Source organism: Mesorhizobium sp. M0590 (genome assembly GCF_040320905.1).
Lineage (GTDB): Bacteria > Pseudomonadota > Alphaproteobacteria > Rhizobiales > Rhizobiaceae > Mesorhizobium.
In genome coordinates, this window is sequence record NZ_JAMYQN010000010.1 from 226,182 (window position 1) to 252,564 (window position 26,383).

General features: G+C 63.1%; 23 protein-coding genes. 11 read left to right on the plus strand and 12 right to left on the minus strand.

The window, feature by feature from the left end; genetic code table 11:
* Positions 1-8: 8 nt before the first annotated feature.
* From NKI52_RS18765 to NKI52_RS18775, 3 genes are read right to left on the minus strand one after another with little or no spacing between them, the layout of a single operon-like run.
* The gene (locus NKI52_RS18765; protein ID WP_352681168.1) at positions 9-680 is read right to left on the minus strand and encodes an ABC transporter ATP-binding protein; all 672 of its coding nucleotides are present in this window, start codon (positions 678-680) and stop codon (positions 9-11) included.
* Positions 677-1,918: an ABC transporter permease gene (locus NKI52_RS18770; RefSeq protein ID WP_352681167.1), complete on the minus strand. Its 1,242-nt coding sequence runs from the start codon at positions 1,916-1,918 to the stop codon at positions 677-679. The genes NKI52_RS18765 and NKI52_RS18770 overlap by 4 nt, the downstream gene beginning before the upstream one ends.
* Positions 1,919-1,924: 6 nt before the next feature.
* Entirely contained in the window at positions 1,925-2,935 is a 1,011-nt protein-coding gene (locus tag NKI52_RS18775) for an efflux RND transporter periplasmic adaptor subunit (RefSeq protein WP_502897767.1), read from the minus strand.
* Between the two features lie 136 nt (positions 2,936-3,071).
* Between NKI52_RS18775 and NKI52_RS18780 the strand changes: the two genes are divergently transcribed.
* From NKI52_RS18780 to NKI52_RS18790, 3 genes are all read left to right on the plus strand, one after another.
* Positions 3,072-3,764 (plus strand): TetR/AcrR family transcriptional regulator, encoded by a 693-nt coding sequence (locus NKI52_RS18780; protein ID WP_352681166.1) that lies wholly within the window; start codon positions 3,072-3,074, stop codon positions 3,762-3,764.
* A gap of 27 nt (positions 3,765-3,791) precedes the next feature.
* The gene (locus NKI52_RS18785) at positions 3,792-4,184 is read left to right on the plus strand and encodes an MmcQ/YjbR family DNA-binding protein (RefSeq protein ID WP_352474256.1); all 393 of its coding nucleotides are present in this window, start codon (positions 3,792-3,794) and stop codon (positions 4,182-4,184) included.
* 194 nt (positions 4,185-4,378) lie between these two features.
* On the plus strand, positions 4,379-5,836 hold the full coding sequence (locus tag NKI52_RS18790; protein WP_352699006.1) for an NCS1 family nucleobase:cation symporter-1: 1,458 nt from the start codon (positions 4,379-4,381) through the stop codon (positions 5,834-5,836).
* Between the two features lie 30 nt (positions 5,837-5,866).
* Here the strand turns inward: NKI52_RS18790 and NKI52_RS18795 are convergent, their stop codons facing one another.
* From NKI52_RS18795 to tpiA, 5 genes are all read right to left on the minus strand, one after another.
* A complete protein-coding gene (locus tag NKI52_RS18795; RefSeq protein ID WP_352699008.1) occupies positions 5,867-6,406 on the minus strand; it encodes a DUF1697 domain-containing protein in 540 nt (179 codons plus the stop codon).
* Positions 6,407-6,417: 11 nt separating this feature from the next.
* Positions 6,418-8,046, minus strand: coding sequence for a CTP synthase (gene pyrG, locus NKI52_RS18800; protein ID WP_023674960.1), 1,629 nt, complete (start codon positions 8,044-8,046; stop codon positions 6,418-6,420).
* A 147-nt stretch (positions 8,047-8,193) separates the two neighbouring features.
* A complete protein-coding gene (locus NKI52_RS18805; RefSeq protein ID WP_352699010.1) occupies positions 8,194-9,315 on the minus strand; it encodes a L,D-transpeptidase in 1,122 nt (373 codons plus the stop codon).
* Between the two features lie 199 nt (positions 9,316-9,514).
* A complete protein-coding gene (gene secG, locus NKI52_RS18810) occupies positions 9,515-9,967 on the minus strand; it encodes a preprotein translocase subunit SecG (protein WP_254817294.1) in 453 nt (150 codons plus the stop codon).
* A gap of 163 nt (positions 9,968-10,130) precedes the next feature.
* Positions 10,131-10,898 (minus strand): triose-phosphate isomerase, encoded by a 768-nt coding sequence (gene tpiA / locus NKI52_RS18815; RefSeq protein WP_023674957.1) that lies wholly within the window; start codon positions 10,896-10,898, stop codon positions 10,131-10,133.
* Positions 10,899-11,040: 142 nt separating this feature from the next.
* Between tpiA and NKI52_RS18820 the strand changes: the two genes are divergently transcribed.
* Genes NKI52_RS18820 through NKI52_RS18840 form a run of 5 tightly spaced genes read left to right on the plus strand, consistent with a single transcriptional unit; the run spans position 11,041 to position 16,471 of the window.
* Positions 11,041-12,933 (plus strand): SurA N-terminal domain-containing protein, encoded by a 1,893-nt coding sequence (locus NKI52_RS18820; RefSeq protein WP_352699012.1) that lies wholly within the window; start codon positions 11,041-11,043, stop codon positions 12,931-12,933.
* Positions 12,930-13,940, plus strand: a complete 1,011-nt coding sequence (trpD, locus tag NKI52_RS18825; RefSeq protein WP_352621814.1) for an anthranilate phosphoribosyltransferase — start codon at positions 12,930-12,932, stop codon at positions 13,938-13,940. Before NKI52_RS18820 ends, trpD begins: the two co-directional genes overlap by 4 nt.
* Positions 13,941-13,944: 4 nt before the next feature.
* The gene (gene trpC, locus NKI52_RS18830) at positions 13,945-14,757 is read left to right on the plus strand and encodes an indole-3-glycerol phosphate synthase TrpC (protein WP_352699014.1); all 813 of its coding nucleotides are present in this window, start codon (positions 13,945-13,947) and stop codon (positions 14,755-14,757) included.
* 2 nt (positions 14,758-14,759) lie between these two features.
* Entirely contained in the window at positions 14,760-15,266 is a 507-nt protein-coding gene (moaC, locus tag NKI52_RS18835; protein WP_352448833.1) for a cyclic pyranopterin monophosphate synthase MoaC, read from the plus strand.
* Positions 15,266-16,471 (plus strand): molybdopterin molybdotransferase MoeA, encoded by a 1,206-nt coding sequence (locus NKI52_RS18840; protein ID WP_352699016.1) that lies wholly within the window; start codon positions 15,266-15,268, stop codon positions 16,469-16,471. The genes moaC and NKI52_RS18840 overlap by 1 nt, the downstream gene beginning before the upstream one ends.
* Positions 16,472-16,478: 7 nt before the next feature.
* Here NKI52_RS18840 and NKI52_RS18845 read toward each other — a convergent pair whose 3' ends face one another.
* On the minus strand, positions 16,479-17,309 hold the full coding sequence (locus tag NKI52_RS18845) for a hormone-sensitive lipase (protein WP_352568687.1): 831 nt from the start codon (positions 17,307-17,309) through the stop codon (positions 16,479-16,481).
* A 95-nt stretch (positions 17,310-17,404) separates the two neighbouring features.
* The gene (kynU, locus tag NKI52_RS18850; protein ID WP_352636748.1) at positions 17,405-18,652 is read right to left on the minus strand and encodes a kynureninase; all 1,248 of its coding nucleotides are present in this window, start codon (positions 18,650-18,652) and stop codon (positions 17,405-17,407) included.
* A 448-nt stretch (positions 18,653-19,100) separates the two neighbouring features.
* Between kynU and lexA the strand changes: the two genes are divergently transcribed.
* A complete protein-coding gene (gene lexA, locus NKI52_RS18855; RefSeq protein WP_023674949.1) occupies positions 19,101-19,835 on the plus strand; it encodes a transcriptional repressor LexA in 735 nt (244 codons plus the stop codon).
* Here the strand turns inward: lexA and NKI52_RS18860 are convergent.
* A complete protein-coding gene (locus NKI52_RS18860) occupies positions 19,829-22,294 on the minus strand; it encodes a ComEC/Rec2 family competence protein (RefSeq protein WP_352699019.1) in 2,466 nt (821 codons plus the stop codon). The two genes, lexA and NKI52_RS18860, sit on opposite strands and share 7 nt — an antisense overlap.
* Positions 22,295-22,390: 96 nt before the next feature.
* Here NKI52_RS18860 and gltX point away from each other — a divergent pair, with 96 nt between their 5' ends.
* A complete protein-coding gene (gene gltX / locus NKI52_RS18865; protein ID WP_352568690.1) occupies positions 22,391-23,812 on the plus strand; it encodes a glutamate--tRNA ligase in 1,422 nt (473 codons plus the stop codon).
* 179 nt (positions 23,813-23,991) lie between these two features.
* Complete coding sequence (gene gltA, locus NKI52_RS18870) at positions 23,992-25,320, plus strand: citrate synthase (RefSeq protein WP_352699021.1); 1,329 nt, start codon at positions 23,992-23,994, stop codon at positions 25,318-25,320.
* 106 nt (positions 25,321-25,426) lie between these two features.
* Here gltA and NKI52_RS18875 read toward each other — a convergent pair.
* Positions 25,427-26,383, minus strand: a 957-nt coding sequence (locus tag NKI52_RS18875) for a lipid-A-disaccharide synthase (protein ID WP_352699023.1), incomplete at its 5' end; no start/stop codon positions are given.

The window sequence follows — 26,383 nt, forward strand, 5'->3', positions numbered from 1 at the left end:
GGCCCGGTTCAGCTGATCTTCCCGTCCACCATGTGAATGCGGCGATCCATGCGCGCCGCCATGTCCAGGTCATGCGTGACTGCCACGACCGTCTTGCCGCGTTCGCGCACCAGATTCTCCAGGATTGTGAACACCTGCTCGGAGCTCTTGCTGTCGAGGCTCCCCGTCGGCTCATCGGCGAGGATAAGCGGCGGGTCGTTGGCGAGCGAACGTGCCACCGCGACGCGCTGACGCTGGCCTCCCGAAAGCTGGTCCGGCCGCTTGTCGAGATGTTCGCCGAGCCCCAGCGATGACAGCAACTCGCCAGCCCGTTCGCGCATCACGGGTCGGGCCAGCCGACCAAGCTTGCGCATTGGAATTTCTACATTTTCGCGCGCCGTGAATTCCGGCAGAAGGAAATGAAACTGGAAGACGAAGCCCAGCGTCGAAAGCCGTGTCTGCGCCCGCTCCCTTTCATTCATAGGCTCGCTATCGCGTCCGCCTATCCTCAAGGTCCCGCCTGTCGGCCGGTCGAGCAACCCAAGCAGATAGAGCAGCGAGGACTTACCGGAGCCGGAGGGACCGGTCACGGCGACGAATTCGTTGTCGTTGATCGTGAGCGTGATGTCCTTGACCAGCGTAACGGGGACCGTCTCTGGCAAGATGCGGGTCAGTCTCTCGGTCTCGATGAGTGCGCTCATGTCGCGCCTCTTATTATGTCGACCGGATTCAGGCGCGCTGCACGGCGCGCCGGCAGGTAGCCAGCCACCGCCGCCGAGCCCAGTGCGAAGGCCGAGGCGATGATATAGTGGGTCAGGCTCCAGGCTATCGGCAGCCGGGTCATCTCCTGGCCGGTCGCGGCGATCTCGAAACGCACCAGCGACAGTGCATAGGTCATGGAGAAGCCAAGCAGCCCGCCGAGAGCGGAACCGGCAGCGCCGATCACCAGGCCTTCGAGCAGAAAGAGCCGGCGCATGTCGGACTCTGGGAAGCCGAGCGATTTCATGATGGCGATGTCGCGCGCCTTCTCATGCGTGATGGTGGAGATGATGTTGTAGATGCCGAAGCCAGCAACCAGCATGATCGCGCCGACCACCGTGTACATGATGACGTTGCGCACAACGAGCGCTTCGAGAATCGATTCGTTGGCTTCTTGCCACGCCACGGCCTTGTAGCCCAGTTCAGCCTCGGCACGGCGCGCCACCGCTGGGGCGCGATTTGGATCGTCCAGCTTGATGCGTATCTCGTTGATGGCGTTTGGCCGCGCTGAGAGAATCTGCGCGTTCTTCAAAAGCACATAAGCTTCGCCTTCGTCGCGCGCGGTGGTGCCGGTGTGGAAAAGGCCGGCGATCTTGAAATTGCGCGTCAGCCCTTCCGAGGAGACCGCCGTTATCGTATCGCCGAACCCGGCACCGAGCCGGCTCGCCATCGTGTTGCCGATCAGCACGTTGTTGCCGCCCGCGGCAAGTGCCGAAAAGCTGCCTTCGACGAACTCTCCGACGATCGGTGAAACGCCGGTCTCGCGCTGCGGATCGACCCCGATGATAGCTGCGCCCACTTCGCGGCTGGAATACCGGATCACGCCCTGCGTCTTGAGGCTTGCTGCGAACCGGCCGGGAATCCAGCTCTCCAGCCAGGAGGTCGCGGCGGTCGGGTTGATGATGCCGCGCCGATCGTCGCGTGGCCGGAGCCCCGAGATGGCGGCGGTCTCGAAGTAGTCCTCGGCCGGCTGCCGGCGGGCGGTGCGCTGCTCGTCGGTGATGTCGACATGCGGCATCGTGTCGACGAGCTGCCTGACGAAATCGTCCTGCCCGCCCTGCATCAGCGCCGCCATGGCGATGGAGAAGCCGACACCGACCGCAACGCCGACTATGGCGACCAACGTCTGGCGGCCGCGGCCGGCGATATGCGTTACGGCAATGTCGACGATCAGCGCCATCGTTGCCTATCTCTCCTGCGCGGCGGCGATGCTCACGCGCCCCCCGTCGCCGAGGTCGGCGGGATAGGGCGAGACGATGCTGACCTTCTCGTCGATGCCTGACTGTACTTCGACGCCATTGGTGCCGCGAATGCCCGTTCGGATTTCACGCCGCCAGGCCTTGTCGCCTTCGACTACGAACACCTTGTTCCCATCCACCGCAACCGACGGGATCAACAGCGCATTTTTCGAAACGCGGATGACGATGTTCACGTCGGTCGACATGCCTATACGAAGCGGCGTATTGTCCGGCAGGCGGAAGCGGACGCGATAGGTCTTCGTCACCGGATCGCCCTTGGGCGTGATGCTGTCGACCACCGCTTCCAGATTCTGCCGAGGGAACGCATCGGATTTAAGCAGCGCGCGCTGGCCGATCTCGACCCGTGGAATGTCCTCCTCGTTGACCTCGGCGACCACCAGCAGCGGCTTCGGCTCGCCGACCCAGAACAACACGGCGCCGAGTTCGGCGATCTCACCGACCTCGCCGTCCTGCCTGAGCACGATACCGGCGCTCGGCGCTCGTAAGACGTAGGTGTCGAGCCGCGCTTTCTGTCCGGCAACCAGCGCTTCGATCTGGCCAAGCTCGCTTTGCGCGCGATCGAGCGCCTGCTGGCTTGCCGCACGCCTTTCGGCAAGCACGGTCAGCCTCCGGAGCTCTTCCTGGGCAAGTGCTTGACGCGCTTCGATCTCGCCAAGCACGGCCCGGGCCTCGCTGTCGTCGAGCTTGGCGAGCACATCGCCTTGTGCCACCCTCGACCCCTCGCAATTACACTGCTCGACGATCCTCTCGCGGACAACGGGAGTCACCTTGGCCCAGGTTCGCGGCTCGACCGAGCCACTCGCGTAAACGATCTCGGCCGCGTCGCCGCGTTGTGGCGTCACGACCGAAACCTTGGCCGGCTGCAACACATACCAAGCGCCGAAAGCAGCGGTCGCCGCGACAAGAACGATGCCGACAGTCCAACGTATCCGTCGCAAGAAGCTCTCCTTCCACCATCGAATGCGAACGTCGGAGCGGTGGCAGACATAGCATTAGACCGACCGTCGGTCTATAAAAGTTGCATAAAGAAACGGTTCGTGCTCCTCTTGCCCCCTGTACTTTGTGAGGTCGATTTTGCCCCGAGTGATAAAGCCGCCGGAGATACGATCCGCCGAGCTCCTCGACTGTGCCCAGCGGCTTTTCTTCGAGCATGGCTACGACAACACGACGGTGAACGACATCATCCGCGAGGCCGGCTTGTCGAAGGGTGCGTTCTATCACTATTTCGCGTCGAAGGAGGCCCTGCTGGAGGCGCTCGCCAGACGTCTCGCACGTGACAGCCTTGCCGAGCTGCAACCCCTCCTCGACGACCCGTCACTCGATGGGATTGGCCGGCTCAATGCACTCTTTGCCGGCTCGCGACGGCTGAACATCGAGCTTGCCCCGCAATTGCGAAAAACGTTCTTCGTCGTGTTCCGGCCCGAGAACCTTGCCCTCTTCCATCGGGTCGACCAGGCGGCCAGGGAACTGGCCGAGCCGATAATCACAAATCTGCTCAGGAGGGGAAGCGAGGAAGGCAATCTCGACGTGCCCGACCCGGAAGCTTTTGCCGAGATGTTCCTGCAACTCCGGCTGACCTTTCGGGACGTGATGCACCGCGCCCTGCTACAGGCCGATCAGGGCAATATCGACGAAGCAGCGCGGCTGCTCGAGGACCGATTGCGGCTCTACGGCATCGCAATCGACCGGCTTTTGAAGTTGCCCGATGGAACGATAGAAGCCGTGCAGCCCGGTTTTGCCCGGGCTTTTCTCGAAGCCGGACCGTAAGCCGCTGACAGCGATGGAGGAGAGTTGATGAGTAGGAAATCGCGTGCTTCGACCGATGCTGTTCTCAAGGAACTGCGCGCCTTCGGCCTCACCTATCCGGGCGCCGAGACAAAGAGTCCGTGGCCTGGTCACGACGATCTCGCGGTGAAAGGCAAGACCTTTGCTTATTTGAGCCTTGAAGGCGAACCGTTCAGCATCTCTCTCAAACTCCCCTACAGCGGCGACGAGGCGAGAAAGCTCCACTATGCGTCGCCGACGGAGTACGGCCTTGGCAAGAGCGGATGGGTGACGTTCGAACCAGCACCGGACGAACTGCCACCGATGGGACAACTGAAGTCATGGCTCGATGAGAGTTATCGCGCACAAGCGCCCAAAAAGCTTGCCGCCCTGATCACGCACAAGGTGGACTCTGGAGCTTAGGTCGAGCGATCGGTGTCACCCCACCGAATCGCCGGCGCTAGAAGCTCAACGACGCCACGCCGATAAGGGCGTTTCTCATTGAATGACTTTAAGCCCAAAGCCGGCAAATCGTCTGCCTGCCGGTTCCCCTGCGTCAGGCTTAACCTGCGTGCCATGCGTGGAGGCGCGTGCGGTTGCAAGGGGAGGACATAGCAATGACAATACAAGGCGCATCACCGGACCTGTACAATGAGGATCTCGCTCCGGCGAAGGTTCGAAACTGGGGACCGTTCTCGATCTTCAACGTCTGGACGTCGGACGTCCACAGCCTGTGGGGCTACTATCTCGCTGCCAGCCTGTTCCTGTTCTGCGGCGGCTTCGTCAACTTCATCATCGCCATCGGTATCGGTTCGCTGATCATCTATGCGTTGATGAACATGGTCGGCTATGCCGGCGTGAAGACCGGGGTGCCCTACCCGGTCCTGGCGCGTGCCTCCTTCGGCATCTGGGGCGCCAACATACCGGCGCTGGTGCGCGCCATCGTCGCCTGCTTCTGGTACGGCGCGCAGACGGCGGCCGCCTCCGGGGCGATCGTAGCCCTGCTGATCCGCTCGCAATGGTTCGCCGACTTCAACCAGAGCACCCATTTCCTCGGCCACTCCGGGCTCGAGGTGATCTGTTTCGTCATCATCTGGGCGCTGCAGCTCCTGATCATTCAGAGGGGCATGGAAACGGTGCGCCGCTTCCAGGATTGGGCCGGACCGGCGGTGTGGGTGATGATGCTGATCCTGGCGATCTATCTTTGCATCAAGGCAGGCACCTTCGCTTTCACCAGCGACATCCCGATGGATGTGCTGCTGGAAAAGACAAAGGACGCGGGCGTGCCGGGCACGCCGGGCTCCTGGACCTCGCTGTTTGCGGTGGCCGCGATCTGGGTGACCTATTTCTCCGCGCTCTATCTCAACTTCTGCGATTTCGCGCGCTACGCCCCGGACAAGGCATCGCTGCGCAAGGGCAACATCTGGGGCCTGCCGGTCAATCTTATCCTGTTCTCGCTGGTCGCCGGCGTCACCACGATCGCCGCCTTCGACGTCTATGGCGAGGTGCTGCTGCATCCCGACCAGATTTCGGCGAAATTCGACAGCTGGTTCCTGGCGGCGCTCGCAGCCCTGACCTTTGCCGTGGCGACGCTCGGCATCAATGTGGTGGCGAACTTCGTGTCGCCGGCCTTCGACTTCTCCAATGTCTTTCCACGCCAGATCGACTTCAAGAAGGGCGGCTACATCGCGGCGCTGATCGCGCTGGTGCTCTATCCATTCGCGCCCTGGGAAGGCAGTGCCGCCTCCTTCGTCAACATCGTTGGCGCGACGATGGGGCCTATCTTCGGCGTGATGATGGTCGACTATTACCTGATCCGGAAGGGCGAGGTCGACGTCGAGGCGCTCTACAGGGAGAATGGCGAATTCCGCTTTCAGGGCGGCTGGCACGTCAATGCCTTCATCGCCGCCGGTATCGGCGCGGTCTTCTCCTCGATCCTGCCCAACTTCACCAGCCTGCTGCCGTCATGGTGGGGCGTCTATGGCTGGTTCTTCGGCGTGGCAATTGCCGGCGTCATCTACTACGTGCTGCGCACGATGGCACTCGGTGCCGAAGCAAGGATAGCCAAGGCCTGAACAGACTCGGGGCGGCGCGAGCCGCCCCGTCTATTCTGCGACCATCTTGGCCAGGCGGCGCACTGTATTCCAGTTGCGCGAGGTGCCGATGCCGAGACGTTTGTGGCTCACCGCCGCAAGCAGCCGCGAACTCGGCGTCTCGCGCGAAAAGACGATCCAGATGTCGCCGCCCACCGCCAGCAGCTTTTCATTCCTGCCGATATAGGCCCGCAGCGCAGAGACCGCATCAGGGGAAACGGGCGCCCGCATCACGCGCACCGCCACCTGGTCCGCGGCCTCAGCCGATTCGGCTGGGAACGGATTGCCGGCCGCCAGCTTCAGCCAGCCGTCGGCGCGGCGCACGATGATGTCGACGTGGCGGCCGAAAGTCTTTGCGAACGCCGCCTCCAGCCGCTGCTCCAACGCCGCAAGTTCTGTTTCTTGCGCCTCGAAGACCAGATTGCCGGTCGCTACCAGCGTGCGCGGGTTATTCAGACCCAGGCCTTCGGCCATCGCCTTCAGATCGGACATGACGACCCGCCGCCCCTCGCCCAGGACAATGCTGTAGAGCAGCGCGACGTAAGTTTGCATGGGCGGCTAGTCTAGACCAGCCGCGACTGCTCTACCGCCGCCTCGATGAAGCTGGCAAACAGCGGGTGCGGATCGAGCGGCCGGCTTTTCAACTCGGGATGGTACTGCACGCCGATGAACCATGGGTGGTCGGGATATTCGACCGTTTCCGGTAGCACGCCGTCCGGCGACATGCCGGCAAACACCAGGCCGCAATCCTCGAGCCGCTCCTTGTAGTCGACATTGACCTCGTAGCGGTGGCGATGGCGTTCGGAAATCTGGGTATCGCCATAGATCTCGGCGATCTTCGATCCCTTGGCGAGGTCGGCCTGGTAGGCACCGAGCCGCATGGTACCACCAAGGTCGCCGGTTTCCCTGCGCTTTTCCAGCATGTTGCCCTTCAGCCATTCGGTCATCAAGCCGACGACCGGCTCCTCGGTTGGACCGAACTCGGTCGATGATGCGCGCTCGACGCCAGCCAGCGAACGCGCCGCCTCGATGCAGGCCATCTGCATGCCGAAGCAGATGCCGAAATACGGCACCTTGCGCTCGCGCGCGAACTTCGCCGCCAGGATCTTGCCCTCCGAGCCGCGCTCGCCAAAACCGCCGGGGACGAGAATGCCATGGACCTTCTCCAGCCACGGCGCCGGGTCTTCCTTCTCGAATATCTCGCTTTCGATCCAGTCGAGCTTGACCTTGACCCGGTTGGCGAGGCCGCCATGCGACAGCGCCTCGATCAGCGATTTGTAGGCGTCCTTGAGGCCGGTATATTTGCCGACGACGGCAATGGTCACTTCGCCTTCCGGATTGTGAATGCGGTTGGACACCGCTTGCCACCGTTCCATGCGCGGCTTCGGCGCCGGATCGATGCCGAAGGCCGCCAGCACTTCCGAATCCAGCCCTTCATTGTGATAGGCCATCGGCACGTCGTAGATATGCGGGACGTCGAGCGCCTGGATGACGGCGCTTTCGCGGACATTGCAGAACAGCGACAGCTTTCTGCGCTCTTCCTTGGGGATCGGCCGGTCGGCGCGGACCAGCAGTATGTCGGGTGCAATGCCGATGCCGCGCAACTCCTTGACCGAATGCTGCGTCGGCTTGGTCTTCAGTTCGCCTGCCGTCGGAATGTAAGGCATCAAGGTCAGGTGGACGTAGACGGCGTTGTTGCGCGGCAGGTCGTTGCCGAGCTGGCGGATCGCCTCCAGGAACGGCATCGCTTCGATGTCGCCGACGGTGCCGCCGATCTCGCACAGCACGAAATCGTAGTCGTCATTGCCGTTGAGGACGAAATTCTTGATCTCGTCGGTGACGTGCGGAATGACCTGCACGGTAGCGCCGAGATAGTCGCCGCGCCGCTCGCGCTCGATGATGTTCTTATAGATCCGGCCGGTGGTGATGTTGTCTTGCTGGTTGGCCGAGCGGCCGGTGAAGCGCTCATAATGGCCAAGATCGAGATCGGTCTCGGCCCCATCATCGGTCACGAAGACTTCGCCGTGCTGATAGGGCGACATCGTGCCGGGATCGACATTGAGATAGGGATCGAGCTTTTTGATGCGTGCGCGATAGCCCCGCGCCTGCAAGAGAGCCCCAAGGGCCGCTGCAGCAATGCCTTTTCCAAGTGAGGAAACCACGCCGCCTGTGATGAATACATATCGCGCCATGGGAGTCATCGCTTAACGCGGCCGAATTGATTCCGCCAGAGAAAAAACCGCCGCGAAGGCTTTTTCCCAAGAAGGCGCTCTGGTCGTTGGCGTGTCAAAACAAAAGGGCCGGCGAGGCCGGCCCTTTTGGCACGATCTGTCAAAGCGTCAGATGATGACGACTTTGGTGCCTACTTTCACCCGGCGGTAAAGGTCCATGACGTGCTCGTTGATCATGCGGAAGCAGCCATTGGAGGCGCTGGTTCCGATCGACTGCGGCGCGATGGTGCCGTGAATGCGCAGGTGGGTATCTTTCTTGCCGTCGTAAAGATAGATGGCGCGCGCACCGAGCGGATTGTCGCCGCCGCCGGGCATGCCGTCCTTGTACTGGCCATAGTGCTTGGGTTCGCGCTTTTGCATATCCAGCGTCGGAATCCAGCGCGGCCATTCCTGCTTGTCGCCGACGGCAACCGTACCCTTGAACTGCAGGCCTTCCCGGCCGACCGCGATGGCATAACGGCGGGCGGTTGACGATGATTCGACGAGGTAGAGACGACGGGCGCTGGTATCGATGACGATGGTGCCGGGGTTGTAGCCGGTGAATTCGACCTCCTGCGGCACGAATTCCGCCTTGACCTTGAACTGCCGCTTGGCCTGCTTCCTTTCGAGCGCGGCGTCGAGCGCGCGTGTTTCCGGAAGCAGCGACATCGACGAAGAGGATGTGCCGCCGAACAGTCCCGCGAACAGCCCGACGCTCTGCGGCTTCTGCCCGACCGGTTCGCTGCGCAACTCGCCATTGTTGCCGGTCAGCGCAACGTTCATGGCCTCGGTCGGGATCGGCTCGGCCGACTGGATCGGCGCAATGGGCGTAATCGGTTCGATGATGTTGACGGTCTTCTTCTTGGCCGGCGTGGCGTCAGCCACCTTGGCCGTTGCGAGCGGCTGGCTCTTCTTGGCAAGGAACGCCTGCCGTTCCGCATCGGCTTTGGCTTTCGCCGCCTCGCGCATCGCCAGCTTCCTGGCTTCGAGTGCCTTGGCGCGAGCGGCTTCCTTGTCGGCTGCGATCTTGGCTTCGATCTTGCGGATCTGCGCAAGGTCGTCCGGCGTCGGATCTTTCTTCTTCCTGAGAAGCTTCAATTGCGCTGCATCGCTTTTGGCAGCGACCTTGACGACGTCGGTTGTTGTTGCGGCTTTGTGGGCCGAGTTTGCCGTCGGCATGGCCGCGTAAGCGGGCGCACCTAGGCTGAGCACGGCACAAAGGCCGGCAAAAATGAAGCTGCGAAGCTGCATGGGGAAGATCCGATCGTTCAATGCTTGTTGCCCACGGCGTCGCCCGGCGCCCCCCAAGGACGCCGAGAATGCCGCGTGCAACGTATAATCGATTAGCCGGAAGCGCCTCAAGCGTGAGGCGCAGTCGAATCTTCATGATCATGCGGCATTTGCCGCGACTGTGTTCAAACGACAACAGATCGCGGCATAAGTTGCCCTATTACTGGTTGGGGACCTGCGGCGTGGCCGGCGCGGTGGCGCCGTTTGTCGCTGGCGGCGTCGCCGGAGCGGTTGCCGGCGGCGTCGTTGCCGCGCCATTGCCGGACGGCGGGGTCGGTGCCGTGGTGCCCGACGGCGGCGTCGGCGTCGTGGTTCCAGGCAATTGGTTGAGTACGCCCTTGCCTGCTCCGTCCGAGGTCGCCGGCACGCGATCGAGAATGTCGATCGGCTTCTCGCCATAGCGCGCAACGATCGACAGTGTCAGCGAAGTGACGAAGAAAGCGGCAGCCAGGATCGCCGTCGCCCGCGTCAGCGCATTGGCGGCGCCACGCGCGGTCATGAAGCCCGATCCGCCGCCGATGCCGAGGCCGCCGCCTTCGGAGCGCTGCAGCAGCACCACGCCGACAAGCGCGAGCACGACCATGAGGTGGACGACGATCAGTACGGTTTCCATAATTTACCCTGGCAAGGCCTTGTGCGGCCGCTGATTTGGAGGCGGCTCAATACAATGCTTTGACGGCATTTCCAAGCCCGTGGCCGGAATATGGGAAGCAATGCGTCCTTTGCAACGATTTCGGCGCCGGCCGTCCGCTCAAATGCAGCAAGCAGCCCTTGTATCAAGCGATGTTTCGATAGGCTTCCGCGATGCCGAGGAAGTCCGCCGCCTTTAGGCTGGCGCCGCCGACCAGCGCGCCATCGACATTCCTGACGCCGAGCAACTCGACGGCGTTGGACGGCTTGACCGAGCCGCCGTAGAGAATGCGCATCTTGGCCGCCGTATTGCCGAGCTTCCGTGCCAGTTCTTCGCGGATATGCGCATGTGCCTCGGCGACGTCGGCGGCGGTCGGGGTCAAGCCGGTCCCAATCGCCCATATTGGCTCATAGGCAATGACGGTGTTGGAAGCCGTGGCGTTTGGCGGGACCGAGCCAGCGACCTGGCGCGACAGCACGTCGAGCGTGGCTCCTGCTTCTCGTTCGGCTCTTGTCTCACCAATGCAGATGATGGCCACCAGCCCGGCGCGCCATGCGGCGGAGGCCTTGGCCTGGACCAAGGCATCGTCCTCCTTGCGATCGGCGCGGCATTCGGAATGGCCGACGATGACATGGCTGGCACCTGCATCCTTCAGCATCTCGGCCGAAATGCAGCCGGTATAGGCGCCGCTTTCCTCGGTGTGGCAATCCTCTCCGCCGGCCCGCACCGGCGTGCGCGACAGAATCTCGGCGGCGTGCGCAAGCAAGGTCGCCGGCACGCAGACCACCGCTTCGGTCTCGGCGTCGAGCCCACTCATGAAGCCGTTGCCGATCATCCTGAGCTCGTTGAGCGAGGCGCTGGTGCCGTTCATTTTCCAGTTGCCGGCGACGAGCGGGCGGATTCCAGGCGTCATGGGATTTGTTTCTCCGGGCAATTTCCAGCTGGCCCTCACTATCAAAATCAGGCCACAAAGCAATCGACAGTGGGCAGGAAGGGCGCTATTGCGCTTGTTTCAGACTCGGCGCATGCGAAATGCGCAAAAATCGGAAGTACTCATGCTTGGTATGTTGAGAAGCGCGGCGGGGACCTGGGTCGCTAAACTGCTGCTGTCATTGTTGGTGTTGAGCTTCGCCGTCTGGGGCATCTCGGGGCGGCTGATGGGCGGTCTTGCCGGCCATGATGCCGTGATCACGGCCGGAGGCACCAAGGTCTCGATCAACGAATACCGCCTCGCCTACGATCGCCAGCTCAGCGTCATGTCGCAGCAATTCGGCCAGCGCATCAGCCGTGAGCAAGCGACGGCGCTCGGCATCGACAACCAGGTGCTGGCGCAACTCGTGTCGGGCGCTGTCCTCGACGAGCAGGCCCGCAAGCTCGGACTCGGCCTGTCAAAGGACCGGCTCGCCGAACTGACGCGTGAAGACCCGGCGTTCAAAGGGCCTGCCGGAAGCTTCGACAGGAGAACCTTCGAGTACCTGCTTCGGCAGATCGGCATGCGGCCGGAAGACTATTTGAAGAACCGCGCCCAGGTCGCGGTCCGCCAGCAGATCGTCGAGGCGGTTTCGGACGGCCTCAAGGCCCCGGATACATTCTTCAAGGCGGTCGCGCTCTATCGCGGCGAAGATCGCACCATCGACTACCTGACCTTGCCAAAATCGCTTGTCGAGCCGATAGAAGCGCCGTCCGACAGCGCGCTTTCGGCCTATTTCGAGGAAAACAAGAAAACCTACGCTGCGCCCGAATACCGCAAGTTCTTCTATGTCAGGCTCGAACCGGAAGACATCATGGATTTGAGCGCGGTGACCGACCAACAGGTCAGCGACGACTACAATAAGAACAAGGCGCGCTACACCACGCCGGAGATGCGCACCATCGAGCAGCTTGTGTTCAAGACACCTGATGCCGCAAAGGCGGCGCTCGATTCGCTCAGGACCGGCGCGACCTTCGACAAGATCGTCGCTGCCGAAGGCAAGACGCCGGCCGACACGCTGCTCGGCACGCTGGCCAAGGACAAGATCGCCGACAAGGCGGTCGCCGACGCTGCCTTCAAGCTCAATGTCAATGAGGTCAGCCCGGTCGTACAAGGCGCATTTGGTCCCGTTCTGCTGCGCGTCACCGAGATCAAGCCGGAAGTGGTGAAGCCGCTGGCCGAAGTATCCGAGCAGATCCGCAAGGACCTGGCACTGGGCGAGGCAAGCCGCATCTTGCTGGACGTGCACGACAATTACGAGGATACGCGCGCCTCGGGCAGTTCGCTCGCCGAGGTAGCCGCCAAATTGAAGCTGAAGGTCGTCACCATCGATGCCATCGATCGCACCGGCCAACGGCCGGATGGAAGCATCGTCAAAGACCTGCCGGAATCGCCGGCACTCATCAAGGCGGTGTTCGAATCCGAACCCGGAACCGACAATGAAGGCCTCACCACCGCCGATAACGGCTTCGTCTTCTACGACGTGAGCGCGATCACGCCTGCCCGCGACCGCACATTGGACGAAGTCCGCCAGAAGGTCGTGGCCGACTGGACCGCGGCGGAGACCACCAAACGGCTCACCGCAAAAGCACAAGAGCTCGAGAAGCGTCTCAAGGCCGGCGCCACGCTCGAGGTGATCACCGGTGAGCTCAAGCTCGAAAAGCAGACCAAGCGCGGCGTCAAGCGCGATGCTGACGACGTCGATTTCGGCAAGGAAGGGGCCGCCGCGATGTTCGGCGTCGGCGAAGGCGGCACCGGGCTGATCCCCTCACCTACGGGCGACGGACAGATCCTGTTCAAGGTTGCCGAGGTGTTCGAGCCTGCCGGGGCCGATGCCAGCTCAGTACCCGAGGACGCACAGAAGTCCTTCACCTCCGGCATGTCCGACGACCTGCTCGACCAGTTGGTGGCGCAGTTGCAGACGCAATATGACGTCCGCATCGATCAGACGGCCGTAACCCAAGCCCTGGCCAGATGAGCGCGCTGAAGATCCACATCGCCAAGGTCGCCGCCGGCAGCGCTCTTTCTTTCGAGGAGGCGCGCGAGGCCTTCGACATTATCATGTCGGGCGATGCTACCCCCGGCCAGATCGGCGGCTTCTTGATGGCTTTGCGCGTGCGCGGTGAGACCGTCAGCGAGATCGCCGGCGCCGTCGCCACCATGCGCGCCAAGATGCTACGTGTCGAAGCCCCCGAGGGCGCCATCGACATTGTCGGCACCGGCGGCGACAATTCGCACAGCGTCAACATTTCGACCGCATCCGCTTTCGTCATCGCCGGCAGCGGCGTGCCCGTCGCCAAGCACGGCAATCGCGGACTGTCCTCGCTGACCGGCGCCGCCGATGTGCTGATCGCATTGGGCGTCAAGATCGACATCCCTCCGGAGACGATCGGCCGCTGCATCCACGAGGCCGGCGTCGGCTTCATGTTCGCGCCGGCGCATCACCCGGCGATGAAGCATGTCGGCCCGACCCGGGTCGAGCTCGGAACCCGCACCATCTTCAACCTGCTGGGCCCGCTTTCCAATCCGGCGAGTGTCAGACGGCAGATGGTCGGCGTGTTCTTGCCCGAATGGATCATGCCCGTGGCAGAAACGTTGAAGGAACTTGGTGCCGACCATGCCTGGATCGTCCATGGCGACGGCTATGACGAGATCACCACCACCGGCGAGACACTTGTCGCCGAACTGGCCGGCGGCGAGATCCGCAGCTTTACGCTGACCCCGGAAGCCGTCGGACTGAAGCGGCACACCAAGGACGAGTTGCGCGGCGGCGACGCCGCCCACAACGCCCAGGCACTGCGCGACATGCTGGGCGGCGCCGCCGGCGCCTTTCGCGATACGGTGCTGATGAATGCCGGCGCCGGGCTGGTGGTGGCCGGCAAAGCGACGACGCTTGCCGACGGCATGGTAACGGCGGCGCAGGCCATCGACAGCGGCCGCTCGCTGAAAGTGCTCGACAGGCTGATCGAAATTTCGAACGGTTAAAACCATGTCCGACATCCTGCGCAAGATCGAGGCTTACAAGCGCGACGAGATCACGGCGGCCAAGGCGCGCGTGCCGCTCGCCGAGATCAAGGCACGGGCGACGGATGCCGACGCGCCGCGCGGCTTTCTTTCCGCCCTTGAAGCAAAGCGCAAATCCGGCAGGTTCGCGCTGATTGCCGAAATCAAGAAGGCTAGCCCATCCAAAGGCCTGATCCGCGCCGATTTCGATCCACCGACGCTGGCCAGGGCCTATGCGAAGGGCGGTGCCGCCTGCCTTTCGGTGCTGACCGACGCACCCTCCTTCCAAGGCGCGCCCGAATTCCTCACCACTGCGCGCGCTGCCATCGAGCTGCCTGCATTGCGCAAGGATTTCCTGTTCGACCCCTATCAGGTCTACGAGGCCAGGGCATGGGGCGCCGATGCCATCCTGATCATCATGGCCAGCGTCGACGACGCGTTGGCAAGAGAACTCGAAGCGACAGCGTTCGGGCTCGGCATGGACGCGCTGGTCGAAGTGCATGACGAGGCTGAAATGGAACGCGCGCTGCGGCTGTCGTCGCGGCTGATCGGAATCAACAACCGCAATCTCCGGACCTTCGAAACCAGCCTACAGACCTCGGAGCGGCTGGTAGCGATGGTGCCGGCCGACCGCCATCTGGTCAGCGAGAGCGGTATCTTTTCGCACGACGATTGCCGCCGGCTGGAGCAGAGCGGCATTGCGACTTTCCTGGTCGGCGAGAGCCTGATGCGCCAGCAGGACGTGGCCGCGGCAACGCGCCTGCTGTTGACGGGCAAGGCGCCGGCAGAGGTCGTTTGAGGATGGCGGCCGCCCTCACCCATCTTGGCGCGCAGGGCGAAGCCAACATGGTCGATGTCGGCGACAAGGCTGAGACGGTGCGCACGGCAGTCGCAGAAGGTTTTGTCGCGATGCGGCCCGAGACGCTGGACATGATCCTCGCCGGCGACGCCAAGAAGGGCGACGTGCTGGGCACCGCGCGCATTGCCGGCATCATGGCGGCCAAGAAGACGCATGAACTGATCCCGCTTTGCCATCCGCTGCTGCTGACCAGGATATCTGTCGATATCGAGGCGGACGCCGCGCTGCCCGGCCTGAAGGTGACAGCATTGACCCGCGTCACCGGCAAGACCGGCGTTGAGATGGAGGCTCTGAGTGCCGTCTCGGTCGCTTGCCTGACCATCTACGACATGGCCAAGGCGGTCGACCGCGCCATGGTCATCTCCGGCATCAGGCTGGTTGAAAAGACCGGCGGCAAATCCGGCGACTACAAGATCACCGGAGACGGGGCCACCGAGGCAGGCCGATAATGGCGCTGGTCCCAGTTGCCGAGGCGCTCGAGCGCCTGCTGGACGGCGCAGCAGCGCTGCCGGGCGAACGCGTCGCACTGCTGGATGCCGCCGACCGCGTGCTGGCGGAGCCGGTTGTGGCGCTCCGCACCCAGCCGCCGTTCAACGCCTCCGCCATGGACGGCTATGCCGTGCGGGCGGCCGATATCGCGTCCGTACCGGCAAAGCTTTCGGTGGTCGGCATGGCGCCGGCCGGACGCGGCTTTGCCGGAACGGTGCAGCAGCGGCAGGCCGTGCGCATCTTTACCGGCGCGCCGCTTCCCGAAGGCGCCGACACTATCGTCATCCAGGAGAACGTCCGCGATCTCGGTGGCGGCAGCGTCGAAGTGACGGAACCGACGGTGCAGGGGCGCAACATCCGCCGCCTCGGGCTCGATTTCGCCAAGAGCGATGTCCTGCTGCCCAAAGGCCGCCTGCTCGACCCGGCGGCCTTGTCGCTGGCGGCATCGGCCAATCACCCCGAGGTGCGCGTGGTCAAACGGCCGCTGGTCGCCATCATCGCCACCGGCGACGAATTGCTGCCGCCGGGCAGCGATGTTGGCCCCGACCAGATCATCTCCTCCAACGCCTATGGTGTCGCCGCTGCCGCACAGTCGGTCGGTGCGCGCGCGCTCGACCTTGGCATCGCGCCGGACCGCAGGGAGGCGATCGCTGCGCTGGTTGAAAAGGCCGTGAAGGCTGGCGCGAACGTCATCGTCACGCTGGGCGGTGCCTCGGTCGGTGACCACGACTTCGTCCATGACGTGCTGACCGGGCAAGGCATGACGCTCGATTTCTGGAAGATCGCCATGCGGCCGGGCAAGCCACTGATGTTCGGGCGGCTGGGAGACATTCGCTGCATCGGCCTGCCCGGCAATCCGGTGGCAAGCCTGGTCTGCACTCAGCTCTTCCTGAAGCCGCTGCTGGCGCGGCTCGGTGGCCGCGCCTTTCAGCAGGATATACGTCGGGCACGGCTCGGTGCTGCCATGCCGGCCAACGATCTCAGGCAAGATTATGTGCGGGCTGTTGTCATAGATGACACCGGTACGCTCGTGGCGACGCCGTTCGGCATCCAGGACTCCTCGATGCTGAAAATGCTGGCCGATGCCAACGGGCTGATCGTTCGCGCGCCGTTCGCTCCTGCCGCGGCGGCGGGCTCCCCCTGCGACGTACTGATGCTACGCTGAACCTGCCTCACTCCGAAATCAAGGTCCGGGTCAGCGGATGGTCTGGATCGGCCAAACCGTCGATGATGTTGAAATGATGCCGGTCAGGCTCGACCACCGAGCTGGTCGCGGTACCCAGGCCGATCCAGATGTTGGCCAGCAACGCGCTCTGACGCAGGAATTCGGCGCGCTCGCCGCCGCCGGCCCAGCAGGTCAGGCGGGCCTTGTCCATCGGGCGCAGCAGCACCGGACTTTCGGCCTGCGCCTCGGCCTCATCGATCGCCAGCGTCTCGTTCATGCCGGTGCGCATGATCGGGCGCAAATCGTGCACCCCCGAGATCGACACCACGTGACGAACGCGCCGGACCACTTCGGGCGCCAGCGGCGTCGTCGCCGTAACCATCCGGCTAACAAGATGGCCGCCGGCCGAGTGTCCGGTCAGCATCAGCGGCCCTGGAACCATCGCCGCCGCCTTGCCGATCGCCGCGCCGACTTCCTTGACGATGCCGCCAATGCGTATCTGCGGACAGAGCGTGTAGGACGGCATCGCCACCGCATAGCCGCGATCAACAGGGCCAGTGGCAAGATGCGACCAGAAACTCTTGTCGAATGCCATCCAGTAGCCGCCATGAACGAACACCACGAGTCCCTTGGGCTTGATGGCCGGCAGGAAAAGATCGAGCCGGTTGCGTGGGTTGTCGCCATAGGCCATGTCGAGCCGCGCCCTGCCCTCGGTCGAAAGCACGTCGCGGAAAACCCGCGCGGGCTCGATCCAGGCCGCCGGCCAGCGATCGCTGCCGGCTATGTTGGCGCCGTTGGCATAAGCGTTGTCCCAATCGGCAATGTGACGTTCGAACACCCTGCGCCTCCCTGGCAATATGGCCTTGCAACGTAGCCGTGAGCATCGCGCGGCGCGTCGTCGCCAGCCTCACGATTCCAGCTCTCGCATCAATCTCAAGTGACAGCTGCTTTGATGGCGAAGCGCGCATCCTTCCACGCACCGGTGCGCAGGATGTCCTCAAGCAATTTGACGGCCTGCCAGACATCGGCATAGCCGACATAGAGCGGGGTGAAGCCGAAGCGCATGGTCGATGGCGCGCGAAAATCGCCGATCACGCCACGTTCGATCAGCGCGCGCATGACCTGGTAGCCATGCTCATGCATGAATGAGATCTGGCTGCCGCGTTTTTCCCCATCGCGCGTGCTTTCGAGCGTGAGCCCGTAAGTGCCGCACTTTGCCTCGACAAGCTCGATGAACAGATCCGCCAGCGCGATGCTCTTCTTGCGCACCGCCGTCATGTCGACATCGTTCCAGATGTCGAGCGCGCCCTTCAGCGTGCGCATCGACAGGACCGGCTGCGTGCCGCACAGAAACCGGCGGATGCCGGTGCCGGCCGCATAGCCTGGCTCGAAGGCGAAGGGCCGTGCATGGCCCCACCAGCCGGTGAGCGGCTGCTGGATGTCGGAAAGATGCCGCTCAGCCGCATAGATGAAGGCAGGCGCGCCCGGGCCGCCATTCAGATATTTGTAGGTGCAGCCAACGGCAAAATCGGCGTTTGCCTTGTCGAGCTCGACTGGCATCGCGCCGGCGGTGTGGCAGAGATCCCAGACGATCATCGCCCCGGCTTCCTGAGCCCTGCGCGTCAGCGCCGGCATGTCGCGCAGTTCGCCCGACTTGTAGTTGACGTGGTTGACCAGCACCACGGCGGTGCGTTCGTCGATCAGCTCTTCGACGGTCGGCGCGTCGACCCCCGAGAGGCGCAGCAGCGTATCTTTTCGCGTCGAAACCACACCCTCAGCTATGTAGAGGTCCGTCGGAAAACTATCGCCCTCGGCGACGATGACCTGCCGCTCCGGTCGCATTGCCATGGCGGCGTGCAGCAGCTTGTAGATGTTGACCGATGTCGTGTCGCAGACCACTGTCTGGCCGGCCGCGGCACCGATCAGGCGCCCGAGCTGGTCGCCAAGTTCAAGCGGCATGTTGAACCAGCCGGCCGTGTTCCATGCGCGGATGAGATCATGCGACCATTCTTCGGTCGCGGCCTTGTGCAGTTCATCGAAAGCGGCACGTGAAGCAGCTCCTAGCGAATTGCCGTCGAGATAGATCACTCCTTGCGGCAACACAAAGCGGTCGCGCATTGCGCGCAGCGGATCCGCGGCATCCATCGCCTTTATGGCCGCGAGATCGGGAATTCCTGTCATGATTTGTCTGCTCCCCCAAGATCCAACGCAACGCCGGACACGCATCGACTGTTCTTCCATTACCTGGTTATGCGCAGCAAGGCTCCACCGGCGAGAAGCAGCCTGACCAGGCGGTGGAAACCGGGACTTAACCGCGAGGTTGGCGTTTTGAGTTCGTTTCGTTCACGGTGCATTGACCAAACCGCACAGTCGATAGGGGTTCACTTCCGTGCCCTTTGCCGACCGACGGCCGATGCCAGTGCCGCCTTCTAGGAGGCCAGAAGGGCGCAAACGAAAGCAGAATCAAGGCGATGAGGCTCGCGGCGGTGAAAATGCGGTACGCCGGTAGGGGACGTCGTTTGTTTCCCAAGCCTTAACGCATTCATTAAACTTTAAACAGTTGCGGAACACAACTGGAACAGATAGTGTTTGTTCTGGGTTTGTTTTTCTGATTCTGTTGGGGGTCGCTATGCTGACACGCAAACAACACGAACTGCTTATGTTCATCCACGAAAGATTGAAGGAAAGCGGTATTCCGCCCTCCTTCGACGAGATGAAGGAGGCGCTCGACCTGGCTTCCAAATCGGGAATCCATCGGCTGATTACGGCGCTGGAGGAGCGCGGCTTCATTCGCCGTTTGCCCAACCGGGCCCGTGCGCTGGAGGTGCTGCGCCTGCCTGACTCGATCGCCCCCGGCCTCAATGCGGCACGCAAGTTCTCGCCGAGTGTCATCCAGGGTAGTCTTGGGCAAGGCGCCCCTCGGCAGGGCAAGCCGACATCGTCGCGCGTCCCTGCAGCCGGCAATGACGACGATGTCGTCGCCGCCGTTTCGATCCCGGTGATGGGCCGCATCGCCGCCGGTGTGCCGATCGACGCCATCCAGCACCAGACGCATTCGATTTCGGTGCCGCCGGATATGATCATGGGCGGCGAGCATTATGCGCTCGAGGTCAAAGGCGATTCGATGATCGAGGCCGGCATTTTCGACGGCGACACGGTGATCATCCGCAATGCCGATACGGCGAGCCCCGGTGAGATCGTGGTGGCACTGGTCGACGAGGAGGAAGCGACGCTGAAGCGGTTCCGCCGCAAGGGCGCCTCGATCGCCCTGGAAGCCGCCAATCCGGCCTACGAGACGCGCATCTTCGGACCAGACAGGGTCAAGGTGCAGGGCAAGCTCGTCGGACTGATCCGCCGCTACTGAGCTCCGCCCTTGGCACCGGCTTTGGGGTTGTCGGCCCTGCGGTATGGCGGCAGGCCCCGTGCCGCGCGTGAAAATTTCCGCTGCACGTGCCAGGGCCGGTATGATTTTTCGACCGCGAAACGGATTTCGGCGCGCGTTGCCGCTTGTGGATCGAAGTAGACGGCGGCACTTCCCGCGTGCGCCAGTTGCCGTTTGGTGACGACGAGGACCAGCCGGTCGTAGTAGCAGGGGTTATGGGCGGTGGCGTCGTCGATGACGATCAAGCTGGCAAAGGCGCAGGCTGGCCGCGCAGTATCGCGGTCCTTGGCTTGCGCGATGATCGCGCCGGATGGATGTCTGGCAAGGCAGAGGCCGTCCGTGCAAATGAACGGCATGCCCGGCGGTAGGTCGGCCGGATCGGCAATGTCGAATTGCGGGTCGTTCTTTCCAGGTGTTTCCGGCGCGACGATAGCCTCTGATGTGAGCGCGCGTTTCCAGTTGTCGATGGTGAACTCATTCGGGCGTGCCCGGTTGACCGCGAGTTCACCGCTGCCGATCGGCAGCGCGACCAGCCGTGCGTCCTCCGAGACCAATACGTCGGGTATGCGTGTCTGCGTTGTCGTCAGCAAGCCGGCGAGCGCAAAAGGAAGTGCCGCCAGCCGCAACCAGGTCGTCGCCATGCTGGCAATGACGAGGGCGATCGTCACCAGAAGGACGGATCTCAGCGAAATCAGCCCGACCGCATCGATCGGCGAGCGCTCCGATATCCACCCGGACAGGGCGATCATCGCCGTCAGCCCCTTGCCCATGACATAGAGGAAAGGGCCATCCGCACCGAACGGCATCGCCAGCGCGCTGAGAACGGCGAAGGGCATGACGACCAGTGAGACGATGGGCATGATGGCCAGATTGGCGAACAGGCTGAGCGGCGCCACGCGCTGGAAATGCCATATGGCGAAAAGCGCCGTGGCGCTCCCTGCAATGATCGAGGTCATCGCCAGACCGCACATGCCCAGCAGGACCTTTCGAGTGGCAAAGCGTAGCGGCGACAGCCGCGGCGGCGGCGTGGTGGCCCTGCCGGCGCGGTAATCGGACCAGCCTGCATAGGCGCCGACAAGGGCCGCCGTCGCGGCGAAGGACATCTGGAAACTCGGACCGACCACCTCGTGCGGCGACACCAGGATGACCGCGATGGCCGAGATCGCCAGGTTGCGCATGGTGAGCGCGGCCCGGTCGAACAGCACGGCGATAAGCATCACCGCCAGCATGATGAAGCTGCGTTCGGCCGCCACGACAATGCCGGAAAAGACGAGGTAGGCCGCAATCGAAAAAAGCGCGGCGGCCGCGGCATATTTCTTGACCGGCCGTCGCGATGAGAAATCGGGAAACAGCGCAAAGGCACCCCGCAGCAGCGCCATGATGGTGCCGGCGACCAACGCCATATGCAGCCCCGAGATGGAGATGATGTGGTAGATGCCGGTGCGCCGCATCGCTTCGTTGATCTCCTCGGGAATGCCGGCGCGCACGCCGACGATCAGCGCAGCAGCAATCTCGCCCTCGGCACCGCCGATGCGGCTGCGGATATGGTCGGCGATGGATTCGCGCGCGTCTTCGATCGCGGAAGAAAGCTGCGCGCCAAGCGGCATGCTGCCCGACGACACGACTTTCGGATTGCCGAGAAAAAAGCCGCTGCCGCCGATACCGGCGAAATAGCTGTCGAAGGAGAAATCATAGCTGTCGGGCCGCACCGGGCCGGTCGGCGGCAGCAGCCGCACATAGCCGGTGATCTCGGAACCGGCCGTCAGCTCAGCCGGTATCTTCATCGCCGAAACGCGGACCCGTTCCGGCATGTAGCGCAGTGTCGGCCTGGCCGTTGAGATCACATCGATTGTCAGCCTGATGCGGCCGCTCGCCATGGGCTCGTACGATACGACGCGACCCGTCAGCCGCGTTGAGATTTCGGAGCCGAGCATATGCGTTCCGACACGCCATGTCTCGAACTTGGCGGCAAGTACGCCAAGCGCGCAGAGCAGCGCCACCATGAAGCACAGGCGCGTCCTGGGCCATGACCGCGAGACGACGGCACAAAGGGCCGCGAGGAGCGCGATTGCGATCGGCTGTGGAAAGGCCGGCTCCACCGACAGCCCGAAATATACGACCACCCCGCATGCGAGGAACACCGGCACCAGCAGGAAGGCGATGCCGCGGTCGAGTTCCAGGCCGGCTGCCGAGGTTACGCTGTTGCGGATACGGGACGGTGACGGGAGGCGGAAACGCCTGGGCAGGCGTACGATGGGCTCGCCCGCGGGCACGAGAACCGTTGCTGGGTCGCTGGCCGGCAGCGACGGAGCATCGAAGCGCGGAGCGGGTAGCAATGCCGGTGCCGGCAGGACAGGCGGGGGTGCGGCAAACAGCAAGCGTTCGCTGACGCCGCTGCCAACGTCCTCGCCCTCGCCCGCACCACGGCCTCGCACAGCCATCGGGTCTGCCCCTTGCGCCCTCGACCTCCTATGCTACATGAACGCGCAACGCGCGAAAGTCCGCAAACCCACTTCCTTCGCCCGCCTGAGAGTTCCATGCCCGATAAGGTCGTCACCCGTTTTGCCCCCTCGCCCACCGGCTATCTGCACATTGGCGGCGCGCGCACGGCGCTGTTCAACTGGCTGTATGCCAAGCACACAGGCGGCACGATGCTGCTGCGCATCGAGGACACCGACCGCGAGCGCTCCACCGATGCGGCAAGCGCGGCCATTCTCGACGGGCTTTCCTGGCTTGGCCTGACATGGGACGGCGAGCCGGTGTCGCAGTTCGAGCGTGCGCCGCGCCATCGCGAAGTGGCCGAGGAACTCGTTCGTATGGGCAAGGCCTATTATTGTTATGCGACGCCTGCCGAGCTAGAGGCAATGCGCGAGAGCGCACGGGCCAAGGGGCTGCCTCCCCGCTATGATGGACGCTGGCGCGACCGCGACCCGTCGGAGGCGCCGCCCGGCGCCAAGGGGGCGATCCGCATCAAGGCGCCGACAGACGGCGAGACGGTGGTGCATGACCGCGTCCAGGGCGACGTGCGCTTTCCCAACAAGGATCTCGACGATTTCATTATTCTGCGCTCGGACGGCAATCCCACCTACATGCATGCCGTCGTCGTCGACGATCACGACATGGGCATCACCCACATCATCCGCGGCGACGATCATTTGACCAACGCCGCACGTCAGACCGTAATCTATCAGGCCATGGGCTGGGAGGTGCCGTCGATGTCGCATATCCCGCTGATCCACGGTGCCGACGGCGCCAAGCTGTCGAAGCGGCACGGTGCGCTTGGCGTCGAAGCCTATCGCGCCATGGGCTACCTGCCGGAGGCGCTGCTCAACTATCTGGCGAGGCTTGGCTGGAGCCACGGCGACGATGAGATCATGTCGATCGCCGACATGATTGCATGGTTCGACATTGGCGACGTCAACAAGGGCGCCGCCCGTTTCGACTTCGCCAAGCTCGAGGCGCTTAATGGCGTGCATATGCGCCGGATGAACGACGCGGCGCTGCTCGACATCTTCATCGCCACTCTGCCCTATCTAGAAGGCGGCCCGGCAATCGCCGCGCGCCTCGACGACAGACGCAGGGCGCAACTGCTTGCCGCGTTGCCGGGCCTGAAGGAGCGCGCCAAGACGCTGGTCGAACTTGTTGAAGGGGCTGCATTCCTTTTCGTCGAGCGGCCGCTGCCGGTCGACGAGAAGGCGGCGGCGCTGCTCAGCGGTGAGGCGCGCGCGATCCTGCGGGGCGCTCATGCGGCACTAGCCACGGTTTCGGAGTGGTCTGCCGCCTCAGCCGAAGCCGCGATCCGCGACTATGCGCAGGCCGCCAGCCATAAACTCGGCGCCGTGGCCCAACCTTTGCGCGCCGCGCTCACCGGCAAAAGTACCTCGCCAGGTGTCTTTGATGTGCTTGCCGTACTTGGCCGCGAGGAAAGCCTGGCGCGGATCGCTGATCAAATCGATTAGCAAACTGGCCCAAGAAGATTGGCATTGAAAGGTGTGTTTCGCAGTGCAACATTGGGTCTTGGCCTAATCTGCCGCGCAGATTCAATTGCGGGCGCAAATGTGCCTATTCCGATGCTTTTGACGTGTTGGGTTCAGATATTTTGCCTTTGCCGGCCTGAGGAAACAAAAAGGAGTTTGCTATGACCGAACCTGCGACAAAAATGGAATTTGGCGGCAAAACCCAGGCATCGACGGCCAAGCTGGAATTCGGCGGCAAAACCCATGAATTCAAGATACGAAGTGGTTCGGTAGGACCTGACGTCATCGACATCGGTTCGCTCTACAACACCGCCGGCGTCTTTACCTACGATCCCGGTTTTACGTCGACGGCGAGCTGCGAATCGGAAATCACCTTCATCGATGGCGATGCCGGCATTCTTTTGCACCGCGGCTACCCGATCGACCAATTGGCCGAGCACGGCGACTTCCTCGAAGTCTGCTATCTCTTGCTCTATGGTGAACTCCCGACCAAGGCGCAGAAGGACGATTTCGACTACCGGGTGACGCGCCACACCATGGTGCATGAGCAGATGTCGCGCTTTTTCACCGGCTTCCGCCGTGATGCGCATCCGATGGCGGTGATGTGCGGCGTGGTCGGCGCGCTGTCGGCCTTCTATCACGATTCCACCGATATCTCGGACCCCTATCAACGCATGGTCGCGTCAATGCGGCTGATCGCCAAGATGCCGACGATCGCGGCGATGGCCTATAAATACCACATCGGCCAGCCATTCATTTACCCGAAGAACGAGCTGAATTTCGCAGCCAACTTCCTGCATATGTGCTTCGCCGTGCCTTGCGAGGAATACAAGATCAATCCGGTGCTGGCCCGCGCGATGGAGCGCATCTTCATCCTGCACGCCGATCACGAACAGAACGCCTCGACTTCGACCGTCCGCCTGGCCGGCTCGTCGGGCGCCAATCCTTTTGCCTGTATCGCTGCCGGCATCGCCTGCCTGTGGGGTCCCGCACATGGCGGCGCCAACGAGGCAGCACTGAACATGCTGGGCGAGATCGGTCATGTCGATCACATCCCGGAATTCATTGCGCGCGCCAAGGATAAGAACGATCCGTTCCGATTGATGGGATTTGGCCACCGCGTTTACAAGAATTACGATCCGCGCGCCAAGATCATGCAGAAGACCGCGCACGAGGTCCTGGGCGAGCTCGGCATCAAGGACGATCCACTGCTCGACATCGCCATGGAGCTGGAAAGGATCGCACTGACCGATTCCTATTTCATCGAGAAGAAGCTCTATCCGAACGTCGATTTCTATTCCGGCATCACGCTGAAGGCGCTGGGCTTTCCCACCACCATGTTCACCGTGCTGTTCGCGGTCGCCCGCACCGTCGGCTGGATCGCGCAGTGGAAGGAGATGATCGAGGACCCGCACCAGAAGATCGGTCGCCCGCGCCAGCTCTATACCGGCGCGCCGGAACGGGACTACGTGCCAATCGCGAAGCGGTGAAGGTGGTGAATGGTGAATGGTGAATGGTGAATGGTGAATGGGAGTAGCGAAGCGTCGCTCCCTGTCCATAGAAACCACTATTCACAATTCACTATTCACAATTCACTCACTTCCTCACCATCCCCATCACCACACCCGCGGCAATCTCGCCTGACGGCTTGGCGGTTGCCATACGCCCGGCAATGTCGGCAAAACCGTGCCTCTGCCAGGTGCGGTAGGCGGTATCGGAGAACAGCGCTTCCAACTGCCGCGCCAGATAATGCGGCCGCACATATTGATTGTAGTGTTCCGGCACAACCGGCCGGTCGGCAATGAGATTGGGCAAGGCTGCGCTCCATACTTTGATCAGCGGCTGCGCCATGCGCATGACCGGATCGAGCCGGTAGCAGGAGATCATCGGCACACTCGCCAGTGCCAGTTCCAGCGATACCGTCCCCGACGCGATCAGCGCCGCATCCGCCTTGCCGAAGGCCTGCCATTTGCGTTCGGCATCAAGTATGATCTCCGGCTTCTCGTCCCAGCTCGCGACCGAGGTCCTGACCAGGTCGGCGACGTGCGGCACCGTCGGCAACAGCAGGCGCAAGCGGTGCCCGCGCGCCCGCAGGATCGACAGCGTTTCGCCGAACGGCCCAACCAGGCGCCGCACCTCGCCGCGACGCGAACCGGGCAATACAAGCAACGTTTTCACACGGTCAGCGGAGAGGTTACGCGGCTGCGCCTGCGCCCTGGCGGCACTGACTATGCCCGGATCGTGTGCAAGGCGATGCCCGACATAGGTGCCGGGCGGCCCGCCCAGGCGAGCGAGTTCCTTCACCTCGAACGGCAGGATGCAAAGAATGTGATCGACATATGGCTTCATCGCCGCCGCCCTGCCCGGCCGCCAAGCCCACACGCTCGGGCAGACATAGTGGACGATCGGGATAGTCGGATCGGCGGCACGCACCTTCTTGGCGACGCGCAGCGAGAAATCCGGACTGTCGATGGTGATAAGGCAATCGGGCTTTTCACCGGCAATCGCGTTTGCCTGATGCCCGTACCGCGCATAAGGCGCGGGCTGTAGCGC

Coding starts and splice junctions, on each gene's coding strand:
- NKI52_RS18765 (WP_352681168.1), bottom strand. CDS start 680: ATGAGCGCACTCATCGAGACCGAGAGACTGACCCGCATCTTGCCAGAG.
- NKI52_RS18770 (WP_352681167.1), bottom strand. CDS start 1,918: ATGGCGCTGATCGTCGACATTGCCGTAACGCATATCGCCGGCCGCGGC.
- NKI52_RS18785 (WP_352474256.1), top strand. CDS start 3,792: ATGAGTAGGAAATCGCGTGCTTCGACCGATGCTGTTCTCAAGGAACTG.
- NKI52_RS18790 (WP_352699006.1), top strand. CDS start 4,379: ATGACAATACAAGGCGCATCACCGGACCTGTACAATGAGGATCTCGCT.
- NKI52_RS18795 (WP_352699008.1), bottom strand. CDS start 6,406: ATGCAAACTTACGTCGCGCTGCTCTACAGCATTGTCCTGGGCGAGGGG.
- pyrG (WP_023674960.1), bottom strand. CDS start 8,046: ATGGCGCGATATGTATTCATCACAGGCGGCGTGGTTTCCTCACTTGGA.
- NKI52_RS18805 (WP_352699010.1), bottom strand. CDS start 9,315: ATGCAGCTTCGCAGCTTCATTTTTGCCGGCCTTTGTGCCGTGCTCAGC.
- secG (WP_254817294.1), bottom strand. CDS start 9,967: ATGGAAACCGTACTGATCGTCGTCCACCTCATGGTCGTGCTCGCGCTT.
- tpiA (WP_023674957.1), bottom strand. CDS start 10,898: ATGACGCCTGGAATCCGCCCGCTCGTCGCCGGCAACTGGAAAATGAAC.
- NKI52_RS18820 (WP_352699012.1), top strand. CDS start 11,041: ATGCTTGGTATGTTGAGAAGCGCGGCGGGGACCTGGGTCGCTAAACTG.
- trpD (WP_352621814.1), top strand. CDS start 12,930: ATGAGCGCGCTGAAGATCCACATCGCCAAGGTCGCCGCCGGCAGCGCT.
- trpC (WP_352699014.1), top strand. CDS start 13,945: ATGTCCGACATCCTGCGCAAGATCGAGGCTTACAAGCGCGACGAGATC.
- moaC (WP_352448833.1), top strand. CDS start 14,760: ATGGCGGCCGCCCTCACCCATCTTGGCGCGCAGGGCGAAGCCAACATG.
- NKI52_RS18840 (WP_352699016.1), top strand. CDS start 15,266: ATGGCGCTGGTCCCAGTTGCCGAGGCGCTCGAGCGCCTGCTGGACGGC.
- kynU (WP_352636748.1), bottom strand. CDS start 18,652: ATGACAGGAATTCCCGATCTCGCGGCCATAAAGGCGATGGATGCCGCG.
- lexA (WP_023674949.1), top strand. CDS start 19,101: ATGCTGACACGCAAACAACACGAACTGCTTATGTTCATCCACGAAAGA.
- NKI52_RS18860 (WP_352699019.1), bottom strand. CDS start 22,294: ATGGCTGTGCGAGGCCGTGGTGCGGGCGAGGGCGAGGACGTTGGCAGC.
- gltX (WP_352568690.1), top strand. CDS start 22,391: ATGCCCGATAAGGTCGTCACCCGTTTTGCCCCCTCGCCCACCGGCTAT.
- gltA (WP_352699021.1), top strand. CDS start 23,992: ATGACCGAACCTGCGACAAAAATGGAATTTGGCGGCAAAACCCAGGCA.